The sequence below is a fragment of the Streptomyces sp. NPDC048142 genome (assembly GCF_043202835.1).
Lineage (GTDB): Bacteria > Actinomycetota > Actinomycetes > Streptomycetales > Streptomycetaceae > Streptomyces.
In genome coordinates, this window is the sequence record NZ_JBIDBC010000030.1 from 1 (window position 1) to 22,623 (window position 22,623).

The 22,623-nt window shown below is 69.8% G+C and carries 23 protein-coding genes; 14 read left to right on the forward strand and 9 right to left on the reverse strand.

All coding sequences use genetic code 11. The features are described from left to right. The first annotated feature begins 338 nt into the window (after positions 1–338). The gene (locus ACGF2Y_RS29085; protein WP_392953442.1) at positions 339–1,502 is read left to right on the forward strand and encodes a hypothetical protein; all 1,164 of its coding nucleotides are present in this window, start codon (positions 339–341) and stop codon (positions 1,500–1,502) included. On the opposite strand, the gene hemC (ACGF2Y_RS29090) is transcribed toward ACGF2Y_RS29085, so the two are convergent. Continuing rightward, positions 1,489–2,421 carry a hydroxymethylbilane synthase gene (hemC, locus tag ACGF2Y_RS29090; protein ID WP_392953444.1) on the reverse strand — a complete coding sequence of 311 codons (933 nt, stop codon included), beginning with the start codon at positions 2,419–2,421 and terminating at the stop codon, positions 1,489–1,491. The two genes, ACGF2Y_RS29085 and hemC (ACGF2Y_RS29090), sit on opposite strands and share 14 nt — an antisense overlap. Before the next feature lie 98 nt (positions 2,422–2,519). Here hemC (ACGF2Y_RS29090) and hemC (ACGF2Y_RS29095) point away from each other — a divergent pair, with 98 nt between their 5' ends. From hemC (ACGF2Y_RS29095) to ACGF2Y_RS29105, 3 genes are all read left to right on the forward strand, one after another. Further along, complete coding sequence (gene hemC / locus ACGF2Y_RS29095; RefSeq protein WP_392953447.1) at positions 2,520–3,287, forward strand: hydroxymethylbilane synthase; 768 nt, start codon at positions 2,520–2,522, stop codon at positions 3,285–3,287. Continuing rightward, positions 3,284–3,439: a hypothetical protein gene (locus tag ACGF2Y_RS29100; protein ID WP_392953449.1), complete on the forward strand. Its 156-nt coding sequence runs from the start codon at positions 3,284–3,286 to the stop codon at positions 3,437–3,439. The genes hemC (ACGF2Y_RS29095) and ACGF2Y_RS29100 overlap by 4 nt, the downstream gene beginning before the upstream one ends. 64 nt (positions 3,440–3,503) lie before the next feature. Beyond that, complete coding sequence (locus ACGF2Y_RS29105) at positions 3,504–4,850, forward strand: XRE family transcriptional regulator (RefSeq protein ID WP_392953451.1); 1,347 nt, start codon at positions 3,504–3,506, stop codon at positions 4,848–4,850. A gap of 347 nt (positions 4,851–5,197) precedes the next feature. Here ACGF2Y_RS29105 and ACGF2Y_RS29110 read toward each other — a convergent pair whose 3' ends face one another. The 4 genes from ACGF2Y_RS29110 to ACGF2Y_RS29125 all read right to left on the reverse strand — a co-directional run bounded on the left by ACGF2Y_RS29110 (position 5,198) and on the right by ACGF2Y_RS29125 (position 9,200). Then, positions 5,198–5,557 (reverse strand): hypothetical protein, encoded by a 360-nt coding sequence (locus ACGF2Y_RS29110; RefSeq protein ID WP_392953454.1) that lies wholly within the window; start codon positions 5,555–5,557, stop codon positions 5,198–5,200. A gap of 291 nt (positions 5,558–5,848) precedes the next feature. After that, complete coding sequence (locus tag ACGF2Y_RS29115; protein ID WP_392953457.1) at positions 5,849–6,430, reverse strand: hypothetical protein; 582 nt, start codon at positions 6,428–6,430, stop codon at positions 5,849–5,851. A gap of 117 nt (positions 6,431–6,547) precedes the next feature. Then, entirely contained in the window at positions 6,548–7,369 is an 822-nt protein-coding gene (locus tag ACGF2Y_RS29120; protein WP_392953460.1) for a DUF4328 domain-containing protein, read from the reverse strand. A 220-nt stretch (positions 7,370–7,589) separates the two neighbouring features. Beyond that, a complete protein-coding gene (locus tag ACGF2Y_RS29125; RefSeq protein WP_392953462.1) occupies positions 7,590–9,200 on the reverse strand; it encodes a family 20 glycosylhydrolase in 1,611 nt (536 codons plus the stop codon). A gap of 479 nt (positions 9,201–9,679) precedes the next feature. Here ACGF2Y_RS29125 and ACGF2Y_RS29130 point away from each other — a divergent pair, with 479 nt between their 5' ends. The 9 genes from ACGF2Y_RS29130 (at position 9,680) to ACGF2Y_RS29170 (ending at position 16,456) form a co-directional block, all read left to right on the forward strand. Beyond that, positions 9,680–10,228, forward strand: coding sequence for a 2-oxo-4-hydroxy-4-carboxy-5-ureidoimidazoline decarboxylase (locus ACGF2Y_RS29130; RefSeq protein ID WP_392953464.1), 549 nt, complete (start codon positions 9,680–9,682; stop codon positions 10,226–10,228). A 300-nt stretch (positions 10,229–10,528) separates the two neighbouring features. Beyond that, a complete protein-coding gene (gene sdhC / locus ACGF2Y_RS29135) occupies positions 10,529–10,909 on the forward strand; it encodes a succinate dehydrogenase, cytochrome b556 subunit (RefSeq protein ID WP_329158766.1) in 381 nt (126 codons plus the stop codon). A gap of 5 nt (positions 10,910–10,914) precedes the next feature. After that, positions 10,915–11,397 (forward strand): succinate dehydrogenase hydrophobic membrane anchor subunit, encoded by a 483-nt coding sequence (locus tag ACGF2Y_RS29140; protein ID WP_392953467.1) that lies wholly within the window; start codon positions 10,915–10,917, stop codon positions 11,395–11,397. Positions 11,398–11,426: 29 nt separating this feature from the next. After that, positions 11,427–13,181: a succinate dehydrogenase flavoprotein subunit gene (gene sdhA / locus ACGF2Y_RS29145; protein ID WP_392953469.1), complete on the forward strand. Its 1,755-nt coding sequence runs from the start codon at positions 11,427–11,429 to the stop codon at positions 13,179–13,181. After that, entirely contained in the window at positions 13,181–13,957 is a 777-nt protein-coding gene (locus tag ACGF2Y_RS29150) for a succinate dehydrogenase iron-sulfur subunit (protein ID WP_215110459.1), read from the forward strand. Before sdhA ends, ACGF2Y_RS29150 begins: the two co-directional genes overlap by 1 nt. A 141-nt stretch (positions 13,958–14,098) precedes the next feature. After that, entirely contained in the window at positions 14,099–14,707 is a 609-nt protein-coding gene (locus tag ACGF2Y_RS29155) for a hypothetical protein (RefSeq protein WP_392953473.1), read from the forward strand. A gap of 135 nt (positions 14,708–14,842) precedes the next feature. Further along, positions 14,843–15,277 carry a hypothetical protein gene (locus ACGF2Y_RS29160; RefSeq protein WP_392953476.1) on the forward strand — a complete coding sequence of 145 codons (435 nt, stop codon included), beginning with the start codon at positions 14,843–14,845 and terminating at the stop codon, positions 15,275–15,277. Further along, positions 15,274–15,708 (forward strand): thiol-disulfide oxidoreductase DCC family protein, encoded by a 435-nt coding sequence (locus ACGF2Y_RS29165; protein WP_392953640.1) that lies wholly within the window; start codon positions 15,274–15,276, stop codon positions 15,706–15,708. Before ACGF2Y_RS29160 ends, ACGF2Y_RS29165 begins: the two co-directional genes overlap by 4 nt. Before the next feature lie 10 nt (positions 15,709–15,718). Next, positions 15,719–16,456 carry a TetR family transcriptional regulator gene (locus ACGF2Y_RS29170; RefSeq protein WP_392953478.1) on the forward strand — a complete coding sequence of 246 codons (738 nt, stop codon included), beginning with the start codon at positions 15,719–15,721 and terminating at the stop codon, positions 16,454–16,456. Positions 16,457–16,476: 20 nt separating this feature from the next. On the opposite strand, the gene ACGF2Y_RS29175 is transcribed toward ACGF2Y_RS29170, so the two are convergent. The 3 genes from ACGF2Y_RS29175 to ACGF2Y_RS29185 form a co-directional block, all read right to left on the reverse strand. Continuing rightward, positions 16,477–18,030 carry an ABC transporter substrate-binding protein gene (locus tag ACGF2Y_RS29175; RefSeq protein ID WP_392953481.1) on the reverse strand — a complete coding sequence of 518 codons (1,554 nt, stop codon included), beginning with the start codon at positions 18,028–18,030 and terminating at the stop codon, positions 16,477–16,479. 270 nt (positions 18,031–18,300) lie between these two features. After that, the gene (locus ACGF2Y_RS29180; protein WP_392953643.1) at positions 18,301–19,779 is read right to left on the reverse strand and encodes a metallophosphoesterase; all 1,479 of its coding nucleotides are present in this window, start codon (positions 19,777–19,779) and stop codon (positions 18,301–18,303) included. A 33-nt stretch (positions 19,780–19,812) separates the two neighbouring features. Then, positions 19,813–20,058 carry an SCO4848 family membrane protein gene (locus ACGF2Y_RS29185; protein WP_392953484.1) on the reverse strand — a complete coding sequence of 82 codons (246 nt, stop codon included), beginning with the start codon at positions 20,056–20,058 and terminating at the stop codon, positions 19,813–19,815. A 133-nt stretch (positions 20,059–20,191) separates the two neighbouring features. Here ACGF2Y_RS29185 and ACGF2Y_RS29190 point away from each other — a divergent pair, with 133 nt between their 5' ends. Continuing rightward, positions 20,192–21,583 carry a D-alanyl-D-alanine carboxypeptidase family protein gene (locus tag ACGF2Y_RS29190; RefSeq protein ID WP_392953487.1) on the forward strand — a complete coding sequence of 464 codons (1,392 nt, stop codon included), beginning with the start codon at positions 20,192–20,194 and terminating at the stop codon, positions 21,581–21,583. Here ACGF2Y_RS29190 and ACGF2Y_RS29195 read toward each other — a convergent pair. Then, positions 21,580–22,584: a YihY/virulence factor BrkB family protein gene (locus ACGF2Y_RS29195; protein WP_392953489.1), complete on the reverse strand. Its 1,005-nt coding sequence runs from the start codon at positions 22,582–22,584 to the stop codon at positions 21,580–21,582. The genes ACGF2Y_RS29190 and ACGF2Y_RS29195 overlap by 4 nt on opposite strands. Positions 22,585–22,623 lie beyond the last annotated feature (39 nt).

The window sequence follows — 22,623 nt, forward strand, 5'->3', positions numbered from 1 at the left end:
GACGGCAGCCGCCTGATAGCCACACCCAGCACCCCTGGGCGACCCAACCCTACGAATGGCTCGATCAACCCGCTCAAGAAGGTAGAGCCGCCTGACCGACTGGCGTGAGTGGGCGAACACCCTGCTCCCTCTCCTAAATGCACCGTCGTAACTCGCTTACCGGTGGCCGAGGCGATGGTTGCCCTCCTCGACATGAGCGGTGGGCCCGACGACGTGGATGACCTCCTCTCAGACATGGGCTTCGTGCTCTGTGAACTGGGAGTCCACGACAAGGACACCGACCACGCCGCACGCCTGTGGACCGCCGAGAAGCAGCCTCCCAAGGGGCTGTGGTTCATGTGGACCGAGATCAGCGACCTCACGTCCTCCACCGTTTCGCCACCCTCACCCTGTGCCCCTACTGGCAGGTCATCGTCGGGGAGGACTCTCGCCAGTGGTGCGACTTCCACGAGGACCATGAGAACCACGTGCTTCACGACCCTGAGGCCCACGACCTGGTCGGGGCCTTGATCACCGGTCCCCCCGAACCATCCCGTACGCCGCAGAACCTCACCCTTTCAGGAGGAGCCTTGCCCACCCATCGCTTATCGGTCCGGAACTACCTTGGCGGACCGGGGCTCACCCCCGAAGACCTCACGATGGTCTTCCTGATGCGCGAGGAGGACGACAAGTCGCCCACGTACATGCCGACGCGCACGGTCGGGGAAGCGGCGGAGGCCGCACGGGCGATAGAGGCCCTGGGGATGCGGTCCGTCAAGGTGTTCGCGGGCTCACGCATCCGGGACGGCCACGCCTCGCAGGCTGCCGCCCCGACGGGGCTCATGGCCCGCACCATCAAGGCCGTGAAGAAGGCCACGCCCGGCCTCGCGGTCATGACCGAGACGTGCGTGTGCTCCCACACCGACTCGGGCGAGTGCTGGCTCGCCAACGAGCGGGACAACAGCATGGACCTGGAGAAGACCACCACCGTCCTGGCGGCCCAGGCGGTCATGCAGGCCGAGGCCGGCGCCGACATCGTGGGACCGGCCGCGATGATCCCGGGATCGGTTCGGGCGGTACGTGAAGCTCTGGACGGAGCCGGCCACCGGGACGTGGCGATCATGCCGCACCTCATCTTCGAGTCGGTTCTCTACCAGGGATACCGGGTCACGATGGGGGCGGCCCCCCGGTCCGGAGCGCGAGCCTTCCAGATCAACCCGAGGCGGCCCGAGATGGCCGTTCACATCGCTCTGGAGATGGTCCGGGAAGGTGCGGACATGATCCTCACCGAACCCGCGCTTCACACGGTCGACACCCTCGTACACCTGAAGGACAAGCTGCCCGTCCCCGTGGTGCCTTTCTCCGTGTCCGGCGAGTACCTGCGTCTCACGGACCTCCAGGAGGGTGGAGAGCGGGACGTGAGCGGCCTGATGGAGGCGTACACCGTCCTCAAGCGGGCTGGGGCCGATCGGATCATCACCTACGGCGCGGTGGACATAGCCCGCAGGCTCAGGGCTTCCTGATCACCGCCAGAATCTCGGCGGCCCCCTGATTCAGCAGGTCGGCCGCTACGCAGAAGCCAAGCTTCTCCGGTTCGTCTGCCGGACCCGTTGCGTCTGCGGTTACCTGTTGGGCCCCGTCTGTGGATGTGACGGCGGCCGAGAGGTGCAACAGCCCGTCTTGCCCTACCCGGCCCCATGCGCCGACCGGTACCGAACAGCCGCCGTGCAGTTCGGCCAGCAGGGCGCGCTCTGCCCGTACACATGCGTCGACCTCACCGTTGCCGGTTCCGGCAAGGAGCTGGGCGGCCGTCGAGCCCGTACGGACCTGGATACCGAGCGCGCCTTGCCCCGGCGACGGAGGAAAGACATGCGGATCAAGCACCTCGTGCACCTCGGGCATCAGCCCGAGCCTGTTCAGTCCGGCGGCAGCCAGCACCACCGCGTCCAGCGCCCCCTTGGTGGTCCGGGCGAGTCGACCCGGAACGTTTCCGCGGATCGGCACCACCTTGAGATCAGGGCGGAGGGCAAGGAGCTGGGCCACCCGCCGGGGTGCCCCCGCGCCCACGGTCGCCCCTTCGGGCAGCTCGGCCAGGGTCGCCCCACACAGCACGTCCCGTACGTCTTCGCGGGGGCCAGGCGTGGTGAGCAACGTCGTGCCCTCCGTGACGGTCGTGGGGAGGTCTTTCAGCGAGTGCACGATCACATCCACCCGGCCTGTGACCAGGGCGGCTTCCTGGTTGGTGGAGAAGGCGGAACCGCCGGCCGTTTTGGCGACCTCGGCGAGAGTCGGCGTGACGCGGTCCTGATCGCCGCCTTCGAGGATGGCCTCACGCTTGAAGGTGACCCCGGGAAACTGCCCGATCAGCGGTGCAATCCACTCGCTGACCTGAGCCCTTGCCAGCTTGCTGGCCCTGGAGCCGATGCGCACCACGTCGCCCATTCGGGTCAACTCCTCGCAATAGCAGGTCCGTTGACTCGACATCGTACTTGCACCAGAACGATACACCTTCCGACAGATTGTCACTAAAGGAGAAGTTCGTGAACCCTCTCCGCGTGGGCGCCCGCGCCTCGAAGATGTCCCTCATGCAGACCGCGCCGATCTTGGCCTCCCTCTCCCCTGCCGTCCCGACCATCCTGCGCCCCTTCACCGAGGCCGGAGGCGACAGGACGAAGAACCGCGCCCCGCTGGAGTCGGACGGCGTCTTCTCCGACGAGATCGAGACCGCGCTCCTGGCTGGTGAGATCGACGTAGCCGTGCACTGCCTCAAGGACGCACCGACCCTCGACACCCCTGGCCTGACCATGTCCGCCTACCTGCGGCGCGACGACATCCGCGATTGCCTTGTCACCCGCGAGCCTGGTGTCACCCTCGACTCCCTTCCGGCTGGTGCCACCATCGCCACCGCCTCGGTGCGCCGTACCGCTGCCTTGCGCATCCACCGCCCGGACATCACAGTCGTTCCGCTGCGCGGCCCGGTCGACACGCGCCTCCGAGCCCTGGACGACCCCGCGAGCAGGATTGATGCTTTGGTCGTGGCCACTTGCTCCATGGAACGCCTGGGTATGGCCCACGCAGTCGCTGACCGCATCAGCCCCGAAGTCATCTGCCCGCCGCTCGGCGCCGCGATCATCGCGTTCCAGACCCGCGAGGACGACACGGTCACCCGCGAAGCGATCAGCGCACTACACGACCCGACGACCTCAGTCGAGCCGAGGCCGAGCGCCTGGTCCTCCGACAGCTGGGGGGTTTCTGCAATGCCCCGCTGGCCGGGTATTGCAGCACGGTCCGTGACGCGGAGGGAATGATCTCGTACATGGTTCGGGCCCGATCCTTCACGCCGGACGGCACGACCTCGATCGATGTCCGCCGCAGCGGAAGCGATGCCGCGGAAGCGGCCTTGGCCGCCTCTCACGAACTGATTCGCTTCGGCGCCAATGAGCTGGCAGCCGTGCACTGACGAACCACTCAGTCAGGCGGGGGTCACTACGGTGCCGTACAGACACCAGAGTTGAGGGGTGAGCATGACCACAGCAGCGGTACGGCATCCCCTGACCTACGTGCGCCAACAGCGCGGGTGGAGCATGGAACAGCTCGCCCATCACCTGAACCTGGCCGCCCAACGCCGCGGTCTTCGCATCCCTGCCGACCGCAGCCGCATCTACCGGTGGGAGCACAGACGGGTAGGCGTGCCCAGTGACCTCTATCAAGAGCTGCTGGCCGACGTTCTGGGCATCGATTACGCCCGGGTGCGGACCGTGGCATGGCCGTGGTGGCTTCCCGCCTACGACCGCCCATTCCCCTTCAGCCCAGCCGGCGCCCGCGCCGCCCACACGGAGTTATTGGTGGATCTCGACCAGCCTGACCGCCGCACCTTCCTCGTCCTCGCCGCCGGATCCTTGGTCGGAACGGCAACCGAATGGGCTCGTGTCGAGCCCGAACGCCTTGCCGGGGCTCTGGCCGGGCGCCGCGTCGACGAAAGCCTGCTCGCCTGGCTGGAGAGCAGCGTCGAACGTCTCCCCGGCCTGGCGAACACATCCCCTCAGGAGTGTGCCGACCTTCTCGGCGCGGCCATGCGTGTCACCATCAACCTGCTCGACTCGGCCCGCTACGGCGAACCCACCGGCCGCCGCCTGCGTACCGTCCTGGCTCAGGCAGCCCAGAGTGCCGCCTGGCTCCACTTCGACCAAGGCCGCCATGCCTCGGCGCAACGCCACTGGCGCACCGCCCTGCACTCAGCCCACAGCGCCGACGACCGCGACCTCGGAGCCGGAGTCCTCTCCGACCTCGCCTACTCCGCCACCTGGCTCGGCCATCCCAGTGAGGCGGTCAAGATCCTCTCCCTTGCCCGTACCCGAACCCGCCATGCGACAGCCCGCTCCCTGCTGGATGTACGCCGGGCTCGCGCCCTCGCGGTTCTCAAGGACGATGTCGGCACCGCCCGCGCACTCAACGACGCCGAACGCCAACTGGAGCGTGGCAGAGCACAATCCGCACCCGCGTGGGTGTCCTGGATGTCATCCGCCGACCTCGCCGTCGACGCCGGGCGCTGCTGGCTGGATCTGGAAGATCCACGGCGAGCCACAGCCGCGTTGGAGGAGGGCCTGAGCCTGCTGGTTCCCGAACGGGAGAGAACCCGCGCCATCATGCTCACCTATCGTGCCCACGCTGCGCTCGCCGGCCATGACGTCGACGCCGCCGTGTCGGATACCCGAACAGCTCTGGACACCGCCCTGGGGACAGGTGCTTCACGGTGCCTCGACCTGGTGCGCAGCACCCTGCGGGAGTCACTCGAACCCCACAAGGGCGAAACTGCCGTTCGCGACCTGCGCTCGTACGCACACCAGCGGCTGACGTCGGTGCGTGCGTGAAGGGCCTGCCCGGACACCGGACGAGCTGGGCGCATCGCATGACCAACGCGTGACCAACAGCGCCCGGGAACAGACAGAAACACCTGGCAGCAGGCCGAGGCAGTCGGAAGTCGCGAACCCGCACCTAGACAGCAAACTTGCAGGTCAGGGGGATCCCTCGACTGGGTTCGGCCAGGGGTGGCGGCCCCGGTCGTCGCTCCTCTTCGCCCGCGCCCTGACCAGGGACGCTCTTGGACGCAGATGCTCTGCGTGACCAACGGTGTGACCAACCGCGCGGACCAACGCGTCACGGATTCGTCCGAGCCTCTGCCGCCACCGGTGAGGGGTGGTCGACATCATCGCGGCACTCAGCGGCACTCATGAGTCAGCCCCTGGCCCGGGATCTGCTCGGCCACGACGACCACCGCGCTGAGATAGCCGCACAGGCCGAGAACAGTGGCGAGCCGGCTGAGCGCGGTGTGCGGACCGGTCCCGTCGGCGCGCATACCGAGATGGGCCAGCGCCGCGCGGCTCACGTGAGGCTGCGGACCGTGCGGCGGGCGCCTCTCCAGGGCCCGGCGCAGCCTGCACCGGTCTGTGGTCTCCCGCAGGCCCAGGCACACTCCGTCCCGATCGCGTACCAGCAGCACCCGGTCCGACACCCCGCCACTGGAGAAACGCGTCAGCACCCGCACCCGCTCGACGGCGGACAGGTCGACGGTTCGCACACCGGTCAGCGATCCACGCGGTCAGTCGGTCCCCGGAGACACGGACCGGTGACCGGCCCACGTGCACCTCGCCGATCAGGACGAAGCCCACGAGCGCGGCGAGCGAACCGGGAACCAGCGGGACGCCAGGACGGGTCCCCGCGGTCGCCGCCACTCCCAGCGCGGCGAACGGGCACGCGAGAGTCCGGCGACCAGGGCCACCCCCGTTCCGCGTACGACGTCGTCCGGTGCCCGGCGGCACGGGACGCTTCTTCTCGCGCTTCACCACCGGCCCCGTTTCGGCCGCTGCCGTCAGCCCCGGCCGCGGGCCCGGCGCGACATCACCGCGCGCAGCACCCGGCGCCCCTCCGTGGACAGGTCCAAAGCCTTGCGCACCCCGGCTCCGCTGCCCGCCGTGCCGGCGGTCTCCGCGAGGATCTCCAGAATGCGGACCTGCCGTCCCAGCTCCCCCGCGACCAGTGGCCCCACGGCGGCCGGTTCGCCGCTGCGGGCTGCCTTGAGCAGGTGCTCCTCGTCCGGTGACGGGTCCCCGTCCGGGGCGTCGAACCGGCCGTGGATCCTCAGCGCGACCAGCGAACAGGCGTCGGCCCACTCCCGCAGCGGTACGGGGGCGAAGTCGGAGGGGGCGGCGCCGAGCATGGCCCGCACGCGTGCGGCCGGCCCGTCCGCCACGGACTCGTGGTCCATCGCCGTACGGACGGCCGCGAGGCGCATGGCCCATTCCCGCCCGTCCTCGCAGCTCGCCCAGAGCGGGCGCAGCGGCTCGGCCCCCTCCCGCCCCGGCAGCAGCGGCAGGCAGCGGTCCAGGCAGGCCACGGCACTGGCTGCGAGCGTGCGCTCGTCGGCTCGCCCGATCAGTTCCAGCAGACTCATCGACGTCTCCCTCGGTCTATCGGGTACTGCGCCGAATGGCTGAAAATCGTCACTTCGGAGTGAACGTCGCTTCGGAACGAGCGTCACTCCGGAGCGGCCGTCACTTGTGAGTGGCCGTCACTTGTGAGCGCCCGGGGCCGCCGGGGCGGGAGCCGGCGCGTGCGCGGCCCGTTCGACCTGCATCCGGGTCACGGCGCGGACGAAGAGGATCGCGAGCACCGCGGCGACGATGTCCAGCGTGTCGGAGGCCGCCACCAGGCCCGCGGCCCGCGCGATCTCCTCCGGCTCCTCGGCCCGCTCCCACAGGCGCCCGGTGGCGCGGGAGAAGAGGAGGGTCGCGACCCAGGCGCTCCACCAGAGGTTGAGCGGGGTCCGGGGGACCGTGCGCCAGCCGCCGTCCGGCCGGGTCTGCGCACTGGCCTCCCAGATGCCGCCGGCGACCCGGTAGGGCAACCAGAAGTTGGCGAGCGGGACGAACCAGCCGCCCACCGCCCAGCCGGGGCCCATCCGCTGCACGCCGGCGTCGAAGACCTCGGCGTTCCGGCGGGTCCGGTGGAACCAGATGATGAAGACCACGGCGGTGGCCACCAGCCCCGTGCCCTGGGCCAGAGCCGCGATGCCGTACAGCCGCTCGGCCAGGCGGCCGTCAGCGCCGTAGACGTCCAGGGAACCGTCCGTCGCCAGCCCGTCCCAGAGGTCGCGCACGCGCAGTCCGGTGCCGATGGCGAACACGTCGGTGGCGATGACCACGCCGAGCAGCGCCGTCACCGCCCGGGACAGGCCGACGGGCGAGCGCGGCCAGGTGCCGACGCCCCAGCCACCGGGGGCGGAGACCGGCGGTATCAGGCCGCCGGGCAGCGGGGGGCGGGTGCCCGAGCAGAAGGTGCACAGGCCGTCGTCGGTGACGGCCGTTCTGATACGGCAACGGGTACAGAGCATGGAGCAGTCCCCCCAGGACGTGAAACAGAACGCGAGGCAGAACGCGAACAAGCCTCGGAACAAAGCACCGAACAATCCGCGAAACAAAGCGTGGAACAGGACGTGAAAGCGGTGGGTGACCTCGTGCCCCTCCCCCAGCAGCGCGCGGTCGGCGGACCGTAGCCCGTGGACAGCGGTGCTGTCCACGGGCTTGTGGCGCCGCCGGACAGCGCCCCCGGGCTCACCTCGTGCTGCCGGTCCGCTTCGCCAGTTCCTGGAACTGTGCCCAGCTCAGCGCGGGCTTCCGCGGGTCCCACAGTTTCTGCGAGGTCGCCACCAGCGGCATCCTGATGCCGCTGGCCACCTGCTCGGTGGTCTGCGCGTTCGGCAGGTCGCCCCAGACGGCGAACCGGCCGCCGAGGATCTGCGCCGAGTAGCGCTCGGCCACGGGCTCGGTGCCGCGCAGGACCAGCGGGGTCCACTGCTCGTAGATCCGCTCGCCGGTCGGGTAGACGAACTGGTTGGGCTCGCCGAGCACGTAGTAGAGGAACTCGTCGTTGAGGTTCAGCATCTTGTAGCCCGCGGCGAGGTACTCCTGCGGCGGGCGGGCGCCGATCTCCTTGCCGGTCCAGTACTCGACCTCGATGTTCTCGTCGGCCTTGACCCTCGTGTCCCGGAACAGCCCGTCGTTCCAGGCCTTGGCGGTCCGGCCCTTCGCGACGACGACGGCCGCGCGGTCGTTCAGCCAGCCGGTGGCCAGGTCCTCGATGGTGGCGCCGGAGCCGTACCGCTGCTCTGCCGCCCGCTGGAGCTGGGGGTAGGAGGCCGCCGGGTTCCGTACGGTCAGCGCCTGGTACTCGTCCGCGCCGAGGTGCCAGTACCTCCCCGGGAACAGCTCGGTGTACTCGTCGAGGAGTTCGTCGACGATCTTGGCCGCGCCCGGATCGGAGATGTCGATGGACCCCTTCGACTCGACGCCCGCGGTGTTGCGCAGCTGGAGGTCGGGGTGGGCGGCCAGCACCGCGCCGAGGTGTCCGGGCGAGTCGATCTCGGGGACGACCTCGATGTGCCGGCTGTTGGCGAGGCCGACGATGCGGCGGACCTCGTCCTGGGTGAGGGCCGGGTCGGAGACCACCTCGGGGTGGGTCTTCGACTCGATCCGGAAGGCCTGGTCGTCGGAGAAGTGCAGGCCGAGCTGGTTGAGCTTGAGGTCGCCCATCTCGCGTATGCGGTCCTCTATCCACTCCGCGCTGTAGTGCTTGCGCGCGATGTCGAGGTTGAGCCCGCGCTGCGGCCGGTCCGGCCGGTCGTTGACGACGCCCTCGGGAACGGTTCCGTCCGCCTCGAGGGACTGTTTGAGCGTGCGGGTGCCGTAGAAGACGCCCGATTCGTCGGGTCCGGTGATCTTCACCTTCGCGTCGCGCACGGTGAGCGTGTACGACTCGGTGGGGCCCGCGTCCGTCGCGCCGAGCGCCAGCTCGACGTCTCCTGTCCGGGCCGGCTCGGCGCCCCGGTAGGCGATCTTCAGCTCCTTGGCGAGCAGCTCCGCCTCGTCGGCGAGCACCGCGCTGCCCTTGGCTATGACGACCGTGCTGTCCTTGCCCGGCTGCCAGCCGGGCCCGCGCGCCGCGGTGTGCTCGCGGACCGCCGGGATCACGCTCGGCGCGCGGGACATCGGATAGCTGCGGGAGGGCGACGGGGCGGCGGCCTCGGCGGAGGTGCCGGAGGGCGACGCCGCGTCGCCGGACGGTCCGCTGCCGGATCCCTCCGGCCAGACGACGACGGTGAGGGCGACGACGGCCGCGGCCGTGACGGCCGCACCGGCGACAAGGGCACCACGCGTGGGCGACATCGGGAACATTCCTCCGTTGTGGGGACGGGAAACGGGTGAAACCGGTGAAACAGGTGAACCGCGGGTGAAACCAGTGAAGAGGGTGCAAGGTTGGCATTTTTGCCGGGGCCTCGCCCATCGGGGAGTTCGAGGGGGCGAACGGAACCCCCGCCGACGCAGGTCAGGCGTCCATCACGCGTTCCGAAACTCTCCCGTTCGGGTGATTTTTCTTCGGTCTGCCGGACGGCCGCCGACCGATATCGCTAGCGTTGGGGCACATTCGTCTCTCTCTTCACCCCCACCCCACGCAACCTCATCGCGCTCCGGCCTGTCTTCCTTCCAGGAACGGAGGCCTCTTTTCGGGGCCACGGGGTCACGGAGTCACAGATGCCGTCGACCTCATAGATGTCGTTGAGTACGAGGAGTCCACGCTGTCCAGGTCCAGCGAGTCCCCCGCCGGCCTGCCGAAGCGATCCGCGCCCCCGGCCGGCCGGTCGGCCGTGCCCGTGCAGCCGCGCCGCCCGGTTCCGGCCGAGGACCCGGGAGCGCCGCCCGCCGACGGGCCGCCAGTTGATCATGCCGTCGGCCTGGCCCATTTCAACAGCCTTCCCTTCGCCGCCGCCGAGGCGGCCTTCCTGGAGTGCTGCGGCAGTCTCCGCTGGGCCCACCGGATGGCCGCCCACCGCCCCTTCCCGGATCTCGGCTCCCTCCTGGCCGCCTCCGACGAGGCGGGCTACGACCTCGCGCCCCAGGACATCGCGGAGGCCCTGGCCTCGGAGCCGGCCCCCTGTCTGCACCACGACGCCCCCCGAGCCGCCCATCTGGCGCTGCGGGCCGCGCACGCGGCGTACGAGAGCAGGTTCGGCCACGCCTTCGTGATCTGCCTGGACGCCTATCAGCCCGCCCAGCACGTGGACCAGGTGCTGGCCGGGATCAGGGCCCGGCTGGCGCACGACCCGGACGAGGAGCGGGCGGTCACCGCCGAGGAGCTGCGACGACTCGCCCGGAGCCGGATCGTCGAGCTGGTCGTCTCGGACCCCGCACGGTAGCGGCCCTGTGGACCCCGCACCGTAGCGGCTCTGTGGACCCGGCACGGTGATGGCCCGTGGATTCCCGTGCGGCAGCGGCCCAGGACCCCGCGTGGCAGCGGCCCGCGGGCCCCTCACGGCAGGGGGCGCTCTAGCCCGTACGTGCCTGTTTGATTGCCACTTTGATCACACCAGAGGCCCCGGCGCGAACGAACCGACCATGCGTCGCTACGATGGCCGGGGCCGGTGGACCGTACCCGGCCGGGTCAGACCGACAGTCAAGCCGGCCGACCCCAATCCCCGCTCCCGGAGGGTTCTTCCGTGCCGGCTGGAACGCTGTACCGCGGCCGGGAAGGCATGTGGTCCTGGGTGGCTCATCGAGTCACCGGTGTCCTCATTTTCTTCTTCCTGTTCGTACATGTCCTGGACACCGCTCTCGTCCGCGTCTCCCCCGAGGCCTACGACGACGTCGTGGCCACCTACAAGACGCCGATCGTCGCGCTCCTCGAATACGGCCTCGTGGCCGCGATTCTCTTCCACGCGCTGAACGGTCTCCGGATCATCGCCGTGGACTTCTGGGCCAAGGGCCCGCGACTCCAGAAGCAGATGCTCTGGACCGTGATGGGCATCTGGATCGTGCTGATGGTCGGGGCCCTGTACCCCGTCCTCGGTCACGCCGTACGCGACGTCTTCGGGAGCTGAGGCCCATGTCCAGCGAAACTTCTTCCGCAGCCGCGATCGGCGACGTCGAGGGCGTGAGCCTCTACGACGTCGACCACCCGGCCCCGGTGATCGAGCCCCCGCGCAAGCGCACGGGCAAGACACCCAAGGCCTCGCGCGGCAACTTCGAGATGTACGCCTGGCTCTTCATGCGCCTGTCGGGCATCGTCCTGGTCGTCCTCGTCCTCGGGCACCTGCTGATCCAGCTGGTGCTCGACGGCGGCGTCTCCAAGATCGGCTTCGCCTTCGTGGCGGGCCGCTGGGCCTCGCCGTTCTGGCAGGCCTGGGACCTGACGATGCTGTGGCTCGCCATGCTCCACGGCGCCAACGGCCTCCGTACGGTCATCAACGACTACGCCGAACGGGACAACACCCGCTTCTGGCTGAAGATGCTCCTGTACACCGCCACGGTGTTCACCGTCCTGCTGGGCACGCTGGTGATCTTCACCTTCGACCCGAACATCCGCTAGGCGCCGGGACAGAGGGACCAGAGGAAACCATGCAGATCCACAAGTACGACACCGTCATCGTCGGCGCCGGCGGCGCCGGCATGCGCGCGGCCATCGAGTCGACCAAGCGCAGCCGTACCGCCGTGCTGACGAAGCTCTACCCCACCCGCTCCCACACGGGCGCGGCGCAGGGCGGCATGGCCGCCGCGCTCGCCAACGTGGAGGAGGACAACTGGGAGTGGCACACCTTCGACACGGTCAAGGGCGGCGACTACCTGGTCGACCAGGACGCCGCCGAGATCCTGGCGAAGGAGGCCATCGACGCCGTCCTCGACCTGGAGAAGATGGGCCTGCCGTTCAACCGGACGCCCGAGGGCCGCATCGACCAGCGCCGCTTCGGCGGTCACACCCGCGGCCACGGTGAGGCCCCGGTCCGCCGGTCCTGCTACGCAGCGGACCGCACGGGTCACATGATCCTCCAGACGCTGTACCAGAACTGCGTCAAGGAGGGTGTGGAGTTCTTCAACGAGTTCTACGTCCTGGACCAGCTGATCACCGAGGTCGACGGGGTCAAGAAGTCCTCCGGCGTCGTCGCGTACGAGCTGGCGACCGGCGAGATCCACGTCTTCCAGGCGAAGTCGGTCATCTACGCGTCCGGCGGCACCGGCAAGTTCTTCAAGGTGACGTCCAACGCGCACACCCTGACCGGTGACGGCCAGGCCGCCTGCTACCGGCGCGGCCTGCCGCTGGAGGACATGGAGTTCTTCCAGTTCCACCCGACGGGCATCTGGCGCATGGGCATCCTGCTGACGGAGGGCGCCCGCGGTGAGGGCGGCATCCTCCGCAACAAGGACGGCGAGCGCTTCATGGAGAAGTACGCGCCGGTCATGAAGGACCTCGCGTCCCGTGACGTCGTCTCGCGCTCCATCTACACGGAGATCCGGGAGGGCCGCGGCTGCGGTCCCGCCGGTGACCACGTGTACCTGGACCTCACGCACCTGCCGCCGGAGCAGCTGGACGCCAAGCTCCCGGACATCACCGAGTTCGCCCGGACGTACCTCGGCATCGAGCCCTACACGGACCCGATCCCGATCCAGCCGACCGCGCACTACGCCATGGGCGGCATCCCGACCAACGTCGAGGGCGAGGTGCTGGCCGACAACACCACCGTCGTCCCGGGCCTGTACGCCGCCGGCGAGGTCGCCTGTGTCTCCGTGCACGGCGCCAACCGCCTGGGCACCAACTCGCTGCTCGACATCAACGTCTTCGGCAAGCGCTCGGGCATCGCCGCCGCCGAGTACGCGACGAAGACCGACTTCGTCGAGCTGCCCGAGAACCCCGCCCAGCTGGTCGCCGACCAGGTCGAGCGGCTGCGGAGCTCCACCGGCACCGAGCGCGTCGCGACCCTGCGCCTGGAGCTCCAGGAGTGCATGGACGCCAACGTGATGGTGTTCCGCACCGAGCAGACGATCAAGACGGCGGTCGACAAGATCGCCGAGCTGCGCGAGCGGTACCTCAACGTGTCGATCCAGGACAAGGGCAAGCGGTTCAACACCGACCTGCTGGAGGCCATCGAGCTGGGCAACCTGCTCGACCTGGCCGAGGTCATGGCTGTTTCCGCGCTCGCCCGCAAGGAGTCCCGCGGTGGTCACTACCGCGAGGACTACCCGAACCGCGACGACGTCAACTTCATGCGCCACACCATGGCGTACCGCGAGGTGGCCGCCGACGGCGCCGAGTCGATCCGGCTCGACTACAAGCCGGTCGTGACGACCCGCTACCAGCCGATGGAGCGTAAGTACTGATGGCTACCCCGACCCTGGACAAGACCGACGGGACCGCGAAGCCCGAAGCCGGCTTCGCCGACTCCCCGTTCATCACCGCCACGTTCCGGATCCGCCGCTTCAACCCGGAGGTCTCCGACGAGGTCCAGTGGCAGGACTTCCAGATCGAGATCGACCCGAAGGAGCGTGTCCTCGACGCCCTTCACAAGATCAAGTGGGAGCTCGACGGAACCCTGACGTTCCGCCGGTCCTGCGCGCACGGCATCTGCGGTTCCGACGCGATGCGGATCAACGGCAAGAACAGGCTCGCCTGCAAGACGCTGATCAAGGACATCAACCCGGACAAGCCGATCACGGTGGAGGCCATCAAGGGCCTCACGGTCCTCAAGGACCTCGTGGTCGACATGGACCCGTTCTTCCAGGCGTTCCGCGATGTCATGCCCTTCCTCGTCACCAAGGGGAACGAGCCGACCCGCGAGCGTCTGCAGTCCGCCGAGGACCGCGAGCGGTTCGACGACACCACCAAGTGCATCCTGTGCGCCGCGTGCACGTCCTCGTGCCCGGTGTTCTGGAACGACGGCCAGTACTTCGGCCCGGCGGCGATCGTCGCCGCGCACCGCTTCATCTTCGACTCGCGCGACGAGGCCGGCGAGCAGCGTCTGGAGATCCTCAACGACCGTGACGGCGTGTGGCGTTGCCGCACCACGTTCAACTGCACGGACGCCTGCCCGCGTGGCATCGAGGTCACCAAGGCGATCCAGGAGGTGAAGCGCGCGCTCATCACGCGTCGCTTCTGACCCTCCCGGGTCCTCCCGTACGTCAACAGGCCCCGCCCCCGCAGTGCGACCGCTGCCGGGGGCGGGGCCTGTTGCTGCGCCGGGACCACCCGGACGGTACGGTTCAGCGGAGCTGAGCACCGAAAGAGAACGGGGATCGCCGTGAGCGAGCCGAATCCGTACGCGAACGACGGATACCAGTGGGGCCCGCCCCAGCCGGGGCACCAGCCAGGTCACCAGCCGACCGTGGCCGACGGTCAGGGATACGGCTACCCGGCGCCGGGCGCCCCGCCGGCGTACGGCTATCCGCAGCCGCTGCCGGAGTCCGCGGCCCAGCCCGGCCCCGGTTACGGGTACCCCGGCGCGGCGCAGCCGACGATGCCCGGCCAGTACCTCCCGGCGCCGCAGGGCGCACCGGCCCAGGGCGGCGTCCCGGTGCTGTCGATCGGCGACATCACGGTGCTGAGCGACGCGATCGTCACCCCGTCCGGGTCGATGCCGCTCAAGGGCGCGGTGTGGACGGCCACGGACATGTCGCGCACGGAGGAGAAGATCCCGGCGCACGCGATCGTGCTGGCGATCGTCTTCGCGTGGTTCTGCCTGATCGGTCTGCTGTTCCTGCTGATGAAGGAGAAGCGGACCGTCGGCTTCGTCCAGGTCACGGTCACCGGCGGCGGCCGTTATCACTCCACGATGATCCCGGTCATGGGCCCGTACACCTTCCCCGCGGTGATGGGACACGTCAACCAGGCCCGTGCCATGTGCGCCTGAGGCACGGGACCCGCCCACGGCACGTTTCGAGCACACGGCGACACCACCTCCACGACCCCTTCTTGAACATGTTCAAGAAGGGGTCTACAGTCATGCCCAAGAGCATTTTTGAACGCGTTCAAGGGAGGGTGGGGCATGGACCTCACTGTTGTCGCGTACGTCATCTACCTGCTGATCACCGGGGCGCTCACCGTCTGGGTCGCCCGCACGCTCAGCCGCAACGGGCGGATCTTCCTCGCCGATGTGCTGCACGGGAACGAGAAGCTCGCCGACGCCGTCAACCATCTGCTGGTCGTCGGCTTCTACCTGGTCAACCTCGGGTTCGTCGCGCTCTACCTCAAGAGCACCGACGGGGTGGCCAGCGCCCGCGAGCTGTTCGAGGCCCTCTCGGTGAAGGTGGGCGTGGTCCTGCTGGTGCTCGGCGTCATGCACCTGGGCAACGTGTGGCTGCTCAGCCGGATCCGCCGCCGCAGCGCCCTGGAGCGCGAACAGACGCCGCCCGTACCGCCGCAGGGCTGGACGCCTCCGGGTGCCCAGGGCCCGTGGGCCGCTCCCGCGCCCGGACAGTGAGTGCGGTGACCGGGCCCGCCCCCGTACGTCGGCTCACCGTGCTCTACGACGCGCGATGCCCGCTCTGCGTACACCTGCGGCACTGGCTCCAACGGCAGCGGCAGCTCGTCCCGCTGGACCTCGTACCGGCCGGATCGGCCGAGGCGCGGCGGCGGTTCCCGGAGCTGGACCACGCGGCGACGCTCCAGGAGATCACCGTGGTCGGCGACCTGGGGCAGGTCTACCGGGAGACCTCGGCCTGGATCGTCTGCCTGTGGGCACTCGCCAAGTACCGCCCCAGGGCCCACTGGCTGACCACCCCGGCGGGCCGGCCCTTCGCCCGGGGCACCGTGCTGGCCGCCGCCCGCTACCGGTCCCGGGCCCTCCCGCCCTGCGCCCCCGGCGCCCAGGAGTGCGAAGCCCCGCCCGGAGGGCCGTGGGGTCCCCGTTAACCTTGGGCCCGTGGCGAAGGAAGAGAAGAACGTGCAGGAGAACAAGCCGGCCAAGGCCGCGAAGAGCGAGCAGACCCGCACGCTGATTCTCGAAACGGCGCTCCGGCTCTTCGCGGAGCGCGGCTACGACCGGACGACGATGCGGGCCATCGCCCAGGAGGCGGGCGTCTCGGTCGGCAACGCCTACTACTACTTCGCCTCGAAGGAGCACCTGGTCCAGGGCTTCTACGACCGGATCGCCGGCGAACACGCGGCGGCGGTCCAGCCCGCGCTGGAGGGCGAGGGAGATCTGACCGTACGCATCAGGGGCGTGCTGCTCGGCTGGCTGGACGTGGCGGAGCCGTACCACCGCTTCGCCGCCCAGTTCTTCAAGAACGCGGCCGATCCGGACAGCCCGCTCTCACCGTTCTCCGAGGACTCGGTGGCCGCCCGCGACGCGGCGATCTCCATCCACGAGCGCTGCATCGCCGGGGCGGACGTCAAGAGCGACCCGGAACTGGCTCCGCTGCTGCCGCAGTTGATGTGGCTGATGCAGATGGGGCTGGTTCTGTTCTGGGTGTACGACCGCTCCGAGGGCGCCGACCGCAGCCGCCGGCTGGTCGAGCGCACCGCGCCGATCGCCGCACGGGCCATCGCGCTCTCCCGGTTCCGGGTGCTGCGACCGCTGGTGCGGCAGATCCACGCGCTGCTGGTGGAGTTCCTGCCGGGTACGGCGACGGCCGGGGCTCCGGCGGCGAACCGCCCCTGAGCCCCGGCCGGCCGATCCGGTCAGATCCAGCTGAGTTCCCACAGGCGCCAGAAGCCGGTGCCGTCGGAGAGGTACTGGGAGCCGGCGACCTCGGACTTGGCGACGACGTAGTCCTTCTTCTGCCACAGCGGCAGCAGCGGAACGTCCTCGCCCACCAGCGACTGCATCTCCTTGAAGTCGTTCGCGGTCCGGCCGCGGTCGCTGAACTGCTGCGTGGCGGCGATCAGCTGGTCCATCTCCTTGCTGGAGTAACCGCTGTGCAGGACGTTCCCGGTTCCGACCAGCGGCTGGCTGAAGGTGTCGGGGTCCGGGAAGTCGGGGAACCAGCCGACGGTGTACATGTCGTACTCACCGGCCGCGTACCCCTTCTGGTACCTCGTCCACTCCACGGCCTCGACCTCGACCTCGAACAGCCCGTCCTTCTCCAGCTGCCGCCGCAGCTCGGCGGTCTCCTTGGTGTACATGTCGCCCTCGCGGTACGCGAAGTGGACGGCGACCGGCGTCTCCACCCCGGCCTGCTCCAGCAGTTGAGCGGCGCGCTCGGGGTCGGAGGATGGGTAGGCGTCGAAGAAGGGGGTGCTGTGCCCGATGTAGCCGGTGGGGATCAGCGAGTAGAGCGGGTCGACGGTGCCCTGGTAGACCTTCCTGACCAGCGGACCCCGGTCGAGGAGGGTGGCGACGGCCTGGCGGACCTTCTTGTCCGCGAACGGCGAGCTCTCCCGGACGTTGAAGATGATGTTGCGGATCTCGGCACTGGCCGCCTCGGTCACCCGCAGGTCCGGGTCGGCCGAGTCCAGTTCGGCGAGCTTCTCGGACGGCAGCTGACGGTGGGCGATGTCGACCTCGCCGCCGTCCCACGCGGTCAGCAGGTCCTCGGAAGCCTTGAAGTAGCGGATGGTGACCGCCTCGCCGGTCTTCTTGAGCGCACCCTTGTACTTCAGGTTCGGCACCAGCTCGGCACGGTTGTTCGACTCGTACGACATGAGGACGTACGGGCCGGAGCCGTCGACCTGGTTGCCCTGGCGGAGCTTGTCCTCCGGGTACTTGGTCCGGTCGACGATCGCCGCGGCGCCGGTGGCGAGCTTCTGCGGGAAGGTCGCGTCCTTGCCGGACAGGTTGAACGTGATCGTGCGGCCCTCGGTCGCCACCGATTCGAGCGTGCTGAAAAGACCCGCGGGGCCGACGTCCGACTTGATCGTGAAGATCCGCTCGAAGGAGTGCTCGACGTCTTCGGCGGTGATCTTGCGACCGTTGGAGAAGGTCAGGTCGTCACGGAGCTTGCACTGGTACGTCTGGAGCTTCTGCCCGACGAATCCGCAGCTCTCGGCGGCGTCCGGTTCCGGCGTGACCGCACCGGGCTTGAAGGTCATCAGCGACTGGTAGAGGTTGCTGTAGATCGCCCAGGAACCCGCGTCGTACGCACCGGCCGGGTCGAGGGAGGTGACGACATCCGACGTCCCGACGGTGATCGCACCGGTCTTCGCCTCCCCCGACGGGAGCAGTTGCCAGGCGCCGACGCCTGCGATGACCAATACCGCGAGAATCGCGAGAATCCGTACCCGGACCGACCGCATTGCCGTGCTCTCCCTTACCAGCCCCACCTCGACGGTTGCGCTCAGATCCGCACATCGCCGCACGTTCGCGCTTACCCAATCACACGATTTTCACATCTGGAAGAGTAAATGGGGTACTCACAGCCTTTTATTGGACACGTACGGGAACCCCTGTCCGAAAAGGCTGTTTCCTGCCTCCCACCTGCGGGTTTCCGTAGCTGACGGTGACGCGTCGGTGTGGATTCCATGACGACGGATCCGGGGCTCCGGGCCGTCGCACCCGCAACGGAGTCACGCCTGACGGGAGGCGAGCTCCACGACGGTGATGTCGGACGGGGCGCCCACTCGGACCGGCGGCCCCCAGGCCCCCGCGCCACGCGAGACGAAGAGCTGGGTGTCGCCGTAGCGTTCGAGCCCGGCGACGGTGGGGTTGGCCAGCTCGGCGAGGAGGTTGCCGGGCCAGAGCTGTCCGCCGTGGGTGTGGCCGGAGAGCTGGAGGTCGACGCCGTGCTCGACGGCGTCGTGGATGACGACGGGCTGGTGCGCGAGGAGGACGGCGGCGCGGCCCCGGTCCCGGTCGCCGAGCGCCTTGCCGAAGTCGGGCCCCTGGCCCTCGGTCTCGCCCGCCACGTCGTTGACGCCGGCGAGGTCGAAGCCCTCGATCTCGACCCGGGCGTTCTCCAGCGGGCGCAGACCCAGTTCCCGGACGTGGTCGATCCAGGCCTCGGCGCCGGAGAAGTACTCGTGGTTGCCGGTCACGAAGAAGCTGCCGTGCCGGGCGCGCAGACCGGCCAGCGGTTCGGCGGCGGAGCCCAGGTCCGCGACGGTCCCGTCGACGAGGTCACCGACGACGGCGACCAGGTCGGGCGAGGTCGCGTTGATCGTGTCGACGATCCGGCGGGTGTGGGCGCGGCCGAGGATCGGGCCGATGTGGATGTCGCTGACCACGGCGATCCGGAAGCCGTGGGCGGCGCGGGGCAGTCTGGCCAGCGGGACGGTGACCCGCTTGACGCTCGGCCCGCGCAGCACCCCGTACGCGCCGTACCCGACGGTGGCGAGTCCGGCGGCGGCGGCCGCGCCGCCGACGACGCGGGAGACGAAGAGCCGCCGGGAGGGGGCGAGGGCGGGAGCCGGGGCGACCGGGTCAGCCGGGGCTTCGGCGGTCGGTCCCGTCTCCGACCCCGATCCCGGTCCTGGTGCCTCTTCTGGTTCCGTTTCCGCTTCCGTTACGGGTTCCGGGGCCGTACGCACCGCCGCTTCCGGGAGGGCGGATCCACCGCCCCGGCGGGACGTCACCAGCTCTTCGGCACGGGGATCGGCACAGGGGTCGGTACGCGGAAGGGTCTCGTCCGCAACGCCGGCACGGGTTCCGGGGACCGTTCCGCTTTCCGTCTCCGGGCGCGCGGCAACCGAGCCCGCAGCGGCCTCGGCACCGGTCCGCGCCCTCGCCCCGTCGCGCCGGGCGAGGGCCCGCAGGAGAACCGGACGTACGACCTCACCCACGAGCAGCGCCAGCGTCAGATACAGCAGGCAGGCCAGCCACAGGAAGCCCGGCCAGGCCAGCACCTGCTGGAGCCGGAAGGGCGCACCCACCCGGCCGGACGTCATGGCGCCGACGCTCAGCAGGGGCAGGACGAAGGCCGCGACCGTGCCCGCCCGTCGCAGCGCGCTGCCCGGCGCCGTCGTGTCACCGACGAAGCGCCGCCACAGATACCGGTGCACGGCGCCGAGCAGCGCCAGCACCACGAGCCCCACCAGGGCGAAGACCACTACAGCCATCCGAGCTTCCCCACGTTCCCGTCGTCATGCGCGCTTGTCACGCGAAGCCCGGACTCCACGCAACCCGATCGCGCCGACCGCCGTCCCCAGAAGAAAGGACGTGATGGCGAGCAGCAGGTGCACCCAGAAGTACCCGGTCGGTTCGCCCGCGTCGTCGAAGGCGAGCCCGCTGCCGTCCTGCCACAGGTTCTTGACGAAAGTGATCCAGATGAACCAGCTCCACGCCCCGAACGCGAGCAGGAACCAGGACACGCGGCGGCTGAGCTTCATGGATCCAGTATCGCCGCCGGCCCCCGGCCCCCTGCCCCGGGGTGGCGTCCGAACGGGGCCGTCCCGGCGTTCCCTGCGGCGGGTCAGTCGGTCCGGGTCCGCATCCACATCTTCGCCCTGTACGTTTCCGACCGTGCCTGCTCTGAAAAAGATCGCCCTCGTGGTCACTTCCGCCGCCCTGTTGTCCGGTTTCGTCCTCAGTCCCGCCGCGGCAGCCGACAAGGACAAGAGCGACGGCAAACAGCCCAAGCCGCCGAGCACGATGTCCGGCCTCGGCGGGGAGCAGCTCGCCAAGGCCGGCACCCAGGTCAACCTGGGCCCGGGGGCGCCGGTGCTGCCCAAGGAGCTGACCGGCCGGTCGTGGATCGTCGCGGACGCGGAGAACGGGGACGTCCTGGCGGCGCACAACTCGCACTGGCGGCTACCGCCCGCTTCCACCATGAAGATGCTCTTCGCGGACACGCTCCTCCCGGCGCTCCAGCCCACCACGCTGACCCACAAGGTGAAGGAAAGCGAGCTGGCCGGGGTCGGCGAGGGCAGCAGCCTGGTCGGGATCAAGGAGGACCACACCTACACGGTCCACGACCTGTGGCTCGGGGTGTTCCTGCGCTCGGGCAACGACGCGGTGCACGTCCTGGCCGCGATGTACGGGGGCATGCCGAAGACGGTGGCCGCGATGCAGGAGCACGCCGAGGAGCTCCAGGCCCTGGACACCCGGGTGGTCTCGCCGGACGGGTACGACGCGCCGCGCCAGGTCTCCAGCGCCTACGACCTGACCCTGATCGCCCGCAGCGGGATGCAGAAGAAGGACTTCCGCGAGTACGCGGCGACCGCGTCGGCCGACTTCCCCGGCAAGCAGAAGAAGGGGAAGAAGCGCGAGTCCTTCGAGATCCAGAACACCAACCGGCTGATCACCGGCGACATCGGCGTGGACCCGTACCAGGGCATCGCGGGCGTCAAGAACGGCTACACCACCCACGCGGGCAACACCTTCACCGGCGTCGCCGAGCGCAACGGCAAGGTCCTTCTGGTCACGGTCATGAACCCGTCGAAGGAGGAGAGCCACGCCGTCTACAAGGAGGCCACCCGCCTGCTCGACTGGGGCTTCGCCGCGAGCGGCAAGGTGACCCCGGTCGGCGTGCTGGTGCCGCCGAAGTCCGTGGACACCGGCACCGGGACCGGGACCGGGACCGGCGGCAAGGGCGCGGCACCCGCCGCCGGGGCGGACCAGGGCTCGGGGGGCCGGGCGGAGGCCTCGCACGCGGCGGCCGCGAACGGTTCCAGCGGGGTCGGGATCGCCCTGGCGATCGTCGGCGGTCTGCTGGTGCTCATGGCCGGCGGGGTGTTCCTGGTCAACCGCCGCTGGCCGCTGCCCGGCCTGGCCCGCCGCACCCCGGCGGCGACCGGACCGACCGAGCCCACGGACCCGGCCGAGCCCACCGAGCCGACTGCTTCGACCACCCCGGCCGGAACGGCCGGAACGGCCGGTACAGCGGGCACAGCGGGCACGGCCGAAAAGTCCTAGGAGGTGGCTCGTCGATCCGGGCCCCGTGGAACCGCCCCTGATCGACGGGAACCCCCCTGGACCCGGGTGGAGCCGCCGGGGCGGGTGGAGCCGCCCCCGGCGGTCTCCCCTGTTCCGGCCTCGTCCTGGTCGTCCTCCCGGGCTCCCTCGTCCTTGCTGCCGGTCGCGGTCCAGGCGGCGCAGAACAGCAGCAGCTTCGCGGTGAAGTTGATCCACAGGAGCAGCGCGATCGGCACACCGAACGCGCCGTACATGCTCTTGCCCGCGACCTCCCTCATATAGCTGCCGAGCAGCAGCTTGAGCAGTTCGAAGCCGACCGCCCCGAGCAGGGCCGCGACCACCAGCCGCCGCCGGGGCGGCTGGACCCCGGGCAGCAGCGTCAGCAGATAGAGCAGCAGCAGGAAGCCGGCGACGACCGCGACCGCCAGTGCGGCCACCCGCAGCAGGACGCCGCCCGCCCCGCCCTCGGGGACACCGATCAGTTCGGCGGTCCTGCCGACCGCCATCGAGCCGACGGTGGAGACCGCCACGGTGGCGAGCGCCGCGCCGCCGAGGCCGACCAGCAGCACGGCGTCCTTCGCCTTGGCGACGACGGGGTTGGCCTTCTGGACGTCGTCCAGCTCCCAGACCGCGCGCAGGCACTCCCGCATCGAGCCGACCCAGCCGATACCGGTGAACAGCAGCAGCGCACCGGCCACCAGGCCGACCGTGCCCGCGTTGGCGACCAGCCCGTCGATGCCCAGCTGGTCGGAGATGCCGGGCACCTGATCGGCGAGCTTGTCCTTGATGGTGTCCAGCTGTTCGTCGCTCAGCAGGGCGGCGGCGATGGCCGCGCCGACCGCGATCAGCGGGAAGAGGGCCAGGAAGCTGATGAAGGTGATCGCCGCGGCGAGCCTGGCCCAGTGGACCCGGTCCAGCCGCTCGTACGAACGCCACGCGTGCGTCTCCATCAGCCGGGCGGCCAGGGGCCCGATCACCGGGAGTTTCTTGAGCCAGTCCATGACGTAACGCGTACCCTCCTGGGCCCGGAACACCAGCGG

Coding starts and splice junctions, on each gene's coding strand:
- hemC (WP_392953444.1), bottom strand. CDS start 2,421: ATGGGCGACGTGGTGCGCATCGGCTCCAGGGCCAGCAAGCTGGCAAGG.
- ACGF2Y_RS29100 (WP_392953449.1), top strand. CDS start 3,284: ATGATCTCGTACATGGTTCGGGCCCGATCCTTCACGCCGGACGGCACG.
- ACGF2Y_RS29105 (WP_392953451.1), top strand. CDS start 3,504: ATGACCACAGCAGCGGTACGGCATCCCCTGACCTACGTGCGCCAACAG.
- ACGF2Y_RS29115 (WP_392953457.1), bottom strand. CDS start 6,430: ATGAGTCTGCTGGAACTGATCGGGCGAGCCGACGAGCGCACGCTCGCA.
- ACGF2Y_RS29120 (WP_392953460.1), bottom strand. CDS start 7,369: ATGCTCTGTACCCGTTGCCGTATCAGAACGGCCGTCACCGACGACGGC.
- ACGF2Y_RS29125 (WP_392953462.1), bottom strand. CDS start 9,200: ATGTCGCCCACGCGTGGTGCCCTTGTCGCCGGTGCGGCCGTCACGGCC.
- ACGF2Y_RS29140 (WP_392953467.1), top strand. CDS start 10,915: ATGTCCAGCGAAACTTCTTCCGCAGCCGCGATCGGCGACGTCGAGGGC.
- sdhA (WP_392953469.1), top strand. CDS start 11,427: ATGCAGATCCACAAGTACGACACCGTCATCGTCGGCGCCGGCGGCGCC.
- ACGF2Y_RS29150 (WP_215110459.1), top strand. CDS start 13,181: ATGGCTACCCCGACCCTGGACAAGACCGACGGGACCGCGAAGCCCGAA.
- ACGF2Y_RS29160 (WP_392953476.1), top strand. CDS start 14,843: ATGGACCTCACTGTTGTCGCGTACGTCATCTACCTGCTGATCACCGGG.
- ACGF2Y_RS29175 (WP_392953481.1), bottom strand. CDS start 18,030: ATGCGGTCGGTCCGGGTACGGATTCTCGCGATTCTCGCGGTATTGGTC.
- ACGF2Y_RS29185 (WP_392953484.1), bottom strand. CDS start 20,058: ATGAAGCTCAGCCGCCGCGTGTCCTGGTTCCTGCTCGCGTTCGGGGCG.
- ACGF2Y_RS29195 (WP_392953489.1), bottom strand. CDS start 22,584: ATGGACTGGCTCAAGAAACTCCCGGTGATCGGGCCCCTGGCCGCCCGG.